General features: G+C 37.5%; 8 protein-coding genes. All 8 read right to left on the bottom strand.

Annotated elements, in window-relative coordinates:
* Positions 1–107: 107 nt before the first annotated feature.
* The 8 genes from sda to ACFWE9_RS24745 all read right to left on the bottom strand — a co-directional run bounded on the left by sda (position 108) and on the right by ACFWE9_RS24745 (position 7705).
* Complete coding sequence (gene sda / locus ACFWE9_RS24780) at positions 108–233, bottom strand: sporulation histidine kinase inhibitor Sda (RefSeq protein WP_230159622.1); 126 nt, start codon at positions 231–233, stop codon at positions 108–110.
* A 209-nt stretch (positions 234–442) separates the two neighbouring features.
* Entirely contained in the window at positions 443–2008 is a 1566-nt protein-coding gene (locus tag ACFWE9_RS24775) for an ROK family protein (protein ID WP_377359314.1), read from the bottom strand.
* Complete coding sequence (locus ACFWE9_RS24770; protein WP_369316761.1) at positions 2008–3096, bottom strand: S-methyl thiohydantoin desulfurase family protein; 1089 nt, start codon at positions 3094–3096, stop codon at positions 2008–2010. Before ACFWE9_RS24770 ends, ACFWE9_RS24775 begins: the two co-directional genes overlap by 1 nt.
* A complete protein-coding gene (locus ACFWE9_RS24765; RefSeq protein ID WP_377359312.1) occupies positions 3093–4427 on the bottom strand; it encodes a cytosine permease in 1335 nt (444 codons plus the stop codon). Before ACFWE9_RS24765 ends, ACFWE9_RS24770 begins: the two co-directional genes overlap by 4 nt.
* Positions 4428–4449: 22 nt before the next feature.
* Positions 4450–5082 carry a TetR/AcrR family transcriptional regulator gene (locus ACFWE9_RS24760; RefSeq protein WP_048687599.1) on the bottom strand — a complete coding sequence of 211 codons (633 nt, stop codon included), beginning with the start codon at positions 5080–5082 and terminating at the stop codon, positions 4450–4452.
* 486 nt (positions 5083–5568) lie between these two features.
* On the bottom strand, positions 5569–5808 hold the full coding sequence (locus ACFWE9_RS24755) for a hypothetical protein (protein WP_377359310.1): 240 nt from the start codon (positions 5806–5808) through the stop codon (positions 5569–5571).
* A gap of 128 nt (positions 5809–5936) precedes the next feature.
* Positions 5937–6926: a sugar kinase gene (locus ACFWE9_RS24750; protein WP_377359308.1), complete on the bottom strand. Its 990-nt coding sequence runs from the start codon at positions 6924–6926 to the stop codon at positions 5937–5939.
* 17 nt (positions 6927–6943) lie between these two features.
* Positions 6944–7705 (bottom strand): IclR family transcriptional regulator, encoded by a 762-nt coding sequence (locus ACFWE9_RS24745; RefSeq protein WP_230159615.1) that lies wholly within the window; start codon positions 7703–7705, stop codon positions 6944–6946.
* Positions 7706–7771: the final 66 nt, after the last annotated feature.

The raw sequence follows: 7771 nt of genomic DNA, 5'->3' as shown, positions 1-7771 counted from the left end.
CCTTATAAGTTTTTTTCAACGATGTTACTGGTACAATTTCATTTGCAAAGCCTATCTGTTGGTTTGGGTGTATTTCTATGATAGTTCTAGAAAATTTAATGATTTTATTATATCAAACGAAATCTTTTATTTATTTCTTTGGTTAATAACGATATAAAACTGGGGTCAATTTCTAATTTTTTTGCTTTAAGATAGGTATTAATTAATAATTCATCGCTTAACTTTTGAAGCAATATTATTCCCCCTTTCAACACCTTTTTAGAACTCTCAATTCTTTCCTTGCCACGCACCTTAACATCAAAATCAAGATAATTCGTTTTTAAGTAATCTTCTACTCAATTACGTCGTTGTTTATGTGGTTTAGTACTCTGTTTTCTAGTAACCTTATAAAAATCTATAAGCACCTTCTTAATTTTCTTAAAGGTAATATCCTGTGACTTTTTTAAATAATTTCTACACCAGAACCAACTAAGTCGCCGACTACTTTTACTTTAATTAGTAATGCATTTCCAGGTAAATACGAAAGTGGTATATCTTCTACAGAAACCACCGATATAGTGGCATTATTTGCTCCCGCCTTTATTGCCTCCTCAGTAGCTAACTTTTTAGCATGATGGATAGCATCTTCACGAGAAATTCCTTCTAAACTATAAACCTTTTCAACTTCACCACTAATTTGACCAAGTGCTGCTCCAATTGCATTTGCGGCCTCAAAATGTTTTGGCCTAACGACCTCTGAAACCCCTTTCAAACAATTCGAAACAATAATGCTCCCACCACCTGACAAAATAAGTGGTACTTCTTTTGAGCTCGTTTTCATTTGATCAATTGCATCCTCTAACATATCTGTCATTTTTTTATATACATTATTACAAAGCTCTATTGATAACTGGTCAACCTGCGTTGCTTTATCCTCAAAAGCATGTCCTAAACGCGTCACAACATCTGAAGTAGTTAATACATCTCCACCAAAAAGAAGTGCTTTTCTGGTAATCTCATAGCCTACACTCTCCGGCCCAATCGTAAAATTTTCGTCTAATCCAAAAATGCGAGTTCCACCGCCCAGCCCAATTGATAAAATATCAGGCATCCTAAAATTAGTATTCACACCACCAATTGTTACAGCTAAAGAAGACTGTCTTGGAAATCCTCTTGTTAATACACCAAGGTCACTTGTTGTTCCTCCAACATCAAGTACAATGGCATCCTTTAATCCTGATAAATGGGCTGAACCTCTAATAGAGTTTGTTGGCCCGCACCCCATGGTCAGAATCGGATAACGAAGGGCATAAGCTGCATTCATTAATGTCCCATCATTTTGACTGAAAAACATTTCCGCTTTAATATCGAGATTACTTAATGCCTTAAAAAATCCATTAATAACAGTTTGACCTGTTGTCATTAAGGCTGCATTTAAAATAGTGGCATTTTCACGTTCTAGTAAACCGATACTACCAATTTCATTAGAAAGTGAAATAGGAATATTTCCAAGCTCTTCCTTTACCCAGATTGCAACATTTTCTTCTTGTTCTTTATTTACAGGCGCAAACACACCCGAAATAGCAATACTTTCTACACTCCCCTTTATTTCTTTACAATATTTCAACACTTCTTCTCTATTTATCTCAGAAATCAATCGTCCATCGAATTCATAGCCACCAGAAACAATAGTAGAAGCTCCTTCAATTTCTTCTCTTAAATCTTGTGGCCAATCTGTAAACGGAGGGATAGCTGTTGTAGCAGGCTTCCCAATTCGAATAACACCTACTTTATTTAGACGTTTACGCTCAACAATAGCATTCGTACAATGCGTTGTTCCAAGCATGGCATATCCAATATCACTAGGCTCTATTCTGCTTTCTTGTATCACTTTTGCGATGGCTTCAAAGATCCCACTTTCTACATCTTTTGTAGTTGGTACTTTAACCGTATGAATAACCTGTAAACGTTCGTCTAATAAAGCTGCATCTGTATTAGTTCCTCCAACATCTACTCCTAAGCGATACATTATCTTCTCTCCTTCTGTAGAACTTCTACTGGTTGATAGTCAAAATCGTACCCAAAATAACGAGGTCCTGCTGTTTCAATTCCCTTTGGCGTTCTCCATTTATCATGGCAAGGAAATGCAACGACTACAACACGTGTACCATATTTCATTCTTTCTGTTGTAATAGGGAAACCCGTTTCAGCATCTAAAACAGCAATCAAATCTGGTGTAGAACATAATAAATGCTCGCCTTCTTTCGCTACTAAATGCTCGTTTTGAAAATAGATGGAAAATGTTTTCCCTTGGTCATTACGACTACCTTCCAACTTTGCACTACCTCTTGTAAAGCCTCCACTAAGCCTCCGTTCAATGTCTGAAATTTTGCCTTCAAACAAAAAATATCCATTTAATTCCTTTAACATTTTATTGATACCTATTTGTTCTTTCACTTGATTATCTAACAAATATTCACCTATTCGCTCAACCAAAGAAAGTGTATCAGGAATAACCGACGTCTTGACATCCTTTCCAAACAGACTATATTCACAAACGGATGAGCTTCCTCCCATTTCAATCGTGAGAGCACGTGCTAATCGTTCTGTCCACACTCCATCTTGTGGATACAACACGACCGTGTTTCCTTTCTCATCAGCCATTGTAACAGGTGATGGGTCAAACCCGTCCAAATAGAAGGTTACCATTTGTGCTTCGGGAAACGCACGCCCCATCGCATCCGCATCTAACATTGGCAAACCTTTTTTAGCAGCAGCGATAATTGGAAATAAAGAGTTGATCCCCCCTACTTCAATTGGCATTACCACATCGACTTTTCTCCCCAGCACTCTTTCTAACATTTCCAATGGTGCTGTCATTTCATGTTCTGACGGTATTTTTTCAATTGCGACAGTTGGGGCACCCATACCAGATACAGTTACTACCAACTGGTCATCCTCTAATTCATCTAATGAAATTAACTTCACAGGTCCATATTTTCTAATGGCTTCTATCGCCATCAATTTCCCAATATAGGGATCTCCACCGCCGCCTGTTCCTAAAACGGCTGCACCTAATGCGATTTTTTCAACTGTCTGTTCATCTATATATCTCATTGTCCAAACTCCTCATTTTCTTTTTTGTCGATCGTTACTTGTTGAAACGAATCCTTTTGTTTCAATAGTTTTCCTAACACCGTTTGTACAATAAATCCACTTAAAACGCCATCAAGGGCAGAGACGCTTGTAAGGGAAAATAAAGCTAATCCTGACGGCTGTGCAGTTGTCAAATAAGTAATCAGCATTCCAGCAACCCAGGCAATGATTGAACGAGTTACGACTGCCTTTGCCTCTAAATGAAGGTCATAGCGTTGGAACTCTGTTTTGACAAAAAAGTATTCAGCTACATAACTACCACCAATCGGTGCAATTATAATCGCCAAAATATTTAAAAATGAAAGAAATTGATCATAAATACCGAGAACTGCCAGGATTGTTGCAATGATTCCTAAAATAATCGTTAACCATTGTTTCTGAATTTTCGTGAAAACTATCGAAAAACCTAGCGAAGAAGAGTATAAATTCGACGTATTCGTCGTCCATTGTGCGAGCGTTAATACGAGTATTCCTGGAATCGCCAGTCCAAGCGTGATAAAAATTTTCATCATATCATCAGTTCCCATTGCCTTTGACATTAAAATAGCTAGGATAATCATGAAGCTGTTTCCAATAAAAATTCCGAAAAATGTAGCAATGATTGCATCCTTTTTACTTTTTGCCCAACGTGAAATATCCGGCTGCACCGTTGCTCCTACTATGAAAATACTGATAACAAGCGAGATCGCACTGCCAAACGTAAATCCCCCTGCTTTTGGAATACTTACGGGTATCGAATAATTTTTCAGCGTTAAAAATAAGGTGAACAGCATTAATCCTAATAATAGCGGCACAGACCACACGCTTAATTTCTCAATGGCCCGGTACCCAAAAATAGCGGTCGTCATCATCAGTAGACCGCCAATTAAAGAAAGGACTTTAACGTTGATGGATACGTGAAAGGCGTCTTGTAAAACTGTGTGCGCATTGGTAGCAAAAAAGCCCACCTGTACCCCAAACCACCCAAGTAAAGATATTCCGAGGACAATAGAAAACACTTGAGCACCATATTTTCCAAATACATACTTTGTAATCATTGATGTAGAAAGATTGGTGGAAGCTCCGACAATCGCACAAATCGTGCATAAAATGGCAAGAATGAGCGATCCGACACAAACCGATAAAATTGCTTGATTTAACGGCATCCCATTCGCTAATTCCGCCCCTAACATAACCGCAGATAAGTCGACCCCGATAGCGACCAATACCGAAAACATGGAAAACCATGATCTTCGCAATTCCTTTGGTACGGCCTCTCGTGCAAAATCTGAAATAACTTTTTCCTCTTTCATAGACGCAGCCCCCTATTTATAGTCACAATTTTTTTTTACTTTGTTCATCAGAGGAAGCTGCTTTTTCATGATCATTATAAATTCCATTCCAATAAATGCTCCAGGTTTGCTCTACCCGTCTTTTAAATTTGTCTTCCTGGTGTTGATAATAGAGCAATTCCAAAAAGATTCCGTCCATTAAACATAGAAAGGAGGCAATTAAGTCATCAATAGGTTGATTTTTTAACACCCCCTGCCTAATTCCCTCCGAAAAGATACTTTCAAGCATCTCACCAAGAACCTCTTCCATCTCGCTAAACGTTTCTTTTACTTCATCGTTTAAAGTCGGAGGAAGGAAAAAGGTAAATTTCATATAGGCTGCCGTTTTCTCAGGTTGACTTAAATGATAATGACATATCGCTTCTAATATTTGATAAAGCTTTTCTTTTACCGTTCCATTTGTTAGATTGTCAATTGAACTTTTTATGTGACGGTGATTATCTTGCAACAGATCCTTATATACAGCCATAAATAAATCTTCTTTACTTTTATAAAAAGCATAAATGGACGGCGTTTTAATACCCACCTCTTTAGCAATGCTTGAAAGAGTTGCACGCTCATAGCCTTTCTCAGCTAATTGCTTGTATGCAACGTCTTTAATTTTATTTTTCGTCATCAACATACCACCTAACTAATTTAGTTAGGTATAATAATACTAACTATTCTGATAAATTACAATAGATAAATTCTGAAAATTCTTTCAACCAACTGGTGAATTTCAGTTAAAGGGCAAATATGAAAGATTGGCTGTCGGTCTGTTTCTTTTGAAAAAACATCCTTCACAAAAAAGGCCTAGCTTTCGCTCTAGGAGCAATTCTCTCTAATCGATTAAATTAAAAATCACATCTCCATTAAAGGAAGTTACACCAAAATAGACCCTTTGGGAGCCAAAGGGTCTATCGTTTTTCACTTTTATTGTTTATGTATGATTTTATTCAATTAAAAAAGGATATTTTCTCTAAGCCCTCTTCCGGTATCGGCCTCGCCTACGCCAGATACTATGACAGCCACACATGCCATCCAACCCATCTTTATTATAACAGAAAGCGCTTACATTTCCAAGGATTACTAGAAAACATTTTTAGAATTCTTACTCTACGATTTAGTGTTGCTTGGTTGTTCCTCTTAGTAGTTTCTCAGCTTCAATTATACGGGGACCCTTATCATGTATGTATTCAAGTGAGATCCCCCTTCTTAATGCTGATTGTTCCATTAATCTAATTTCATGATACATGGCATCAGACAAGATTCCCTTTTCAATGTTCTTATTTATTTCAAAATAAAACCCAGCCAATAAATCTAACGGTAATTTATCGTAAAAGGAACATTTTTCTTTCACCATAAATCACCTCCTAATAAGACCATACAAAAAAATAGTGTAGATTGAAAGATTTTTCCAAGAGTAAAAACATAATTGGGGTAGCATAAGCAAATATGTGGATTTACAACGTTTAGTAAGTTTTAATGGTCTCAATGAATCTGCGGAAAGTTCAGGTTACGCCCGGGCCGATATTTTTCCAGTGGCTTCCCTATGATATCTGTTGGTAAACCAGTAATACGTGTATATTCAAGATTGATCATTCGTTCATACCCATTTTGATTAATCATTAGAACACCGTCATTGATTGACTCTATAATTGCTTTCCACGAGCCTATGAATATCCCGGATAAAACACCAGCAGCGAATCCATCGCCAGCGCCAATAGGATCAATTACCGTTGCGACCTGATAAGGCTGAACATAACCAAAAGTATCAGAAGTAGAATAGTAGGCCCCCTTTTCTCCTAGCTTCACGATTACCATTTCAGCACCTAATTGTTTACATTCTCTCGCTATCTGTTCACAATCTGTTGACTTGAATAAGTAGTAACCTTCTGAGATTCCTGGAAGAATGATATCGGACTTTGCTACTATTTCCAATAATGTTTCTCTACCTGTTTTATCATCAAGAAGCGTCTTTCGTACATTGGGGTCAAATACGATTTTTTGACCATTTTTCTTGGCAAGCTCTATTGCATGTAAAACGGTATTTTTACAAGAATCACTAAGTGCGGGAGTTATTCCAGTAAGATATAGGAACTTTGCTTTGGCTATATAGCTTTCTTCCAAATCTGCAGGGACCATTTTACTGGCAGCAGATTGATTTCGGTAATAGAAGACTCTTGAACTATTGATAGTTGTTCTTTCTCTTAAAAACAAACCCGTGGGTGCGCTTTCATCTTCTTTTACAAACGAAGTGTCTACGCCTTCCCCACGTATTCTTGAAAGGATACGTTTTCCAAGCTCATCCTTGCCTACTCTGCTCATCCAGCCAGTTTGATAGCCAAGCTTCGCTAAGCCAATAAGTGTATTTGTTTCAGCACCGGCAACTCTCGAAGTGAAGTTCCGATTGTATCGTAATTGACCTGTTTCTTCAGCAGAAAATAAGATCATCGTTTCCCCTAAACTTACAACATCCATATGAACACCTCGTTTCATTAAAACTGACTATTCCCTGCATTTCCAATACTGGTTGCAACGTCTTTTGCGGCGGTAATCAATTTTCCTACGATTAAATCCTTTTGCTTAATCATTCTTTCTTTTGGACCAGCCACACTGATGGCTGCTTGAATGGTATGGTTGGTTCCATAAATCGGTGCAGCCAGACAGAATAAACCATCTTCATTTTCCTCATCATCTATCGAATAACCAAGCTCATTAAACAATGTTAGCTGCTGTTCAAGCAGCTTTTTGTCTGTGATGGTGTGCTCGGTGATAGGGCGTAATTCAAGACTATCTAGGATAGTAGTCCTTTGTTGCTGAGGTAAAAAGGCCAAAAATGCCTTTCCGAGACCTGTACAATATAAAGGTTTTTGACTTCCTGGCTGTGCAGTAGTACGAATAGAACGGTTGTTATCAATTTTCGCAACATATACCAGTTCATTCTCTGATAACACCGCCATGAATACCGTTTCTTGAACATCCTCCATCAATTTTTTTAAATAAGGCAAGCCTTGAGAGGAAATATCCAACGAATCCATAGCAGCGCTACCAATTTGGATCAGCTTTGGTCCTAACTTATATTTATTATAAGAATCAAGAGATAGGTACCCTTCATTTAACAACGTTCTAATGAGGCCAGAAGTACTACTTTGTGGAAAAGACAAGGATTCACTAATTTCCTTGATGGTTAAACCATGCTGAACCTGGCTTAATAATTCAAACACTCTTAAAACTCTTTCTGCAGATTTAACGGACATTTTTTTACTCTCCTTTAAATCACATATATGATTCGATATCTTATATATGATTTGATGATTTAATAT

This window comes from Peribacillus sp. NPDC060253 (assembly GCF_042727425.1).
Classification (GTDB): Bacteria; Bacillota; Bacilli; order Bacillales; family DSM-1321; genus Peribacillus.
This window is presented reverse-complemented; position numbering and strand designations above follow the sequence as displayed.

Coding starts and splice junctions, on each gene's coding strand:
- ACFWE9_RS24775 (WP_377359314.1), bottom strand. CDS start 2,008: ATGTATCGCTTAGGAGTAGATGTTGGAGGAACTAATACAGATGCAGCT.
- ACFWE9_RS24770 (WP_369316761.1), bottom strand. CDS start 3,096: ATGAGATATATAGATGAACAGACAGTTGAAAAAATCGCATTAGGTGCA.
- ACFWE9_RS24765 (WP_377359312.1), bottom strand. CDS start 4,427: ATGAAAGAGGAAAAAGTTATTTCAGATTTTGCACGAGAGGCCGTACCA.
- ACFWE9_RS24760 (WP_048687599.1), bottom strand. CDS start 5,082: ATGACGAAAAATAAAATTAAAGACGTTGCATACAAGCAATTAGCTGAG.
- ACFWE9_RS24755 (WP_377359310.1), bottom strand. CDS start 5,808: ATGGTGAAAGAAAAATGTTCCTTTTACGATAAATTACCGTTAGATTTA.
- ACFWE9_RS24750 (WP_377359308.1), bottom strand. CDS start 6,926: ATGGATGTTGTAAGTTTAGGGGAAACGATGATCTTATTTTCTGCTGAA.
- ACFWE9_RS24745 (WP_230159615.1), bottom strand. CDS start 7,705: ATGTCCGTTAAATCTGCAGAAAGAGTTTTAAGAGTGTTTGAATTATTA.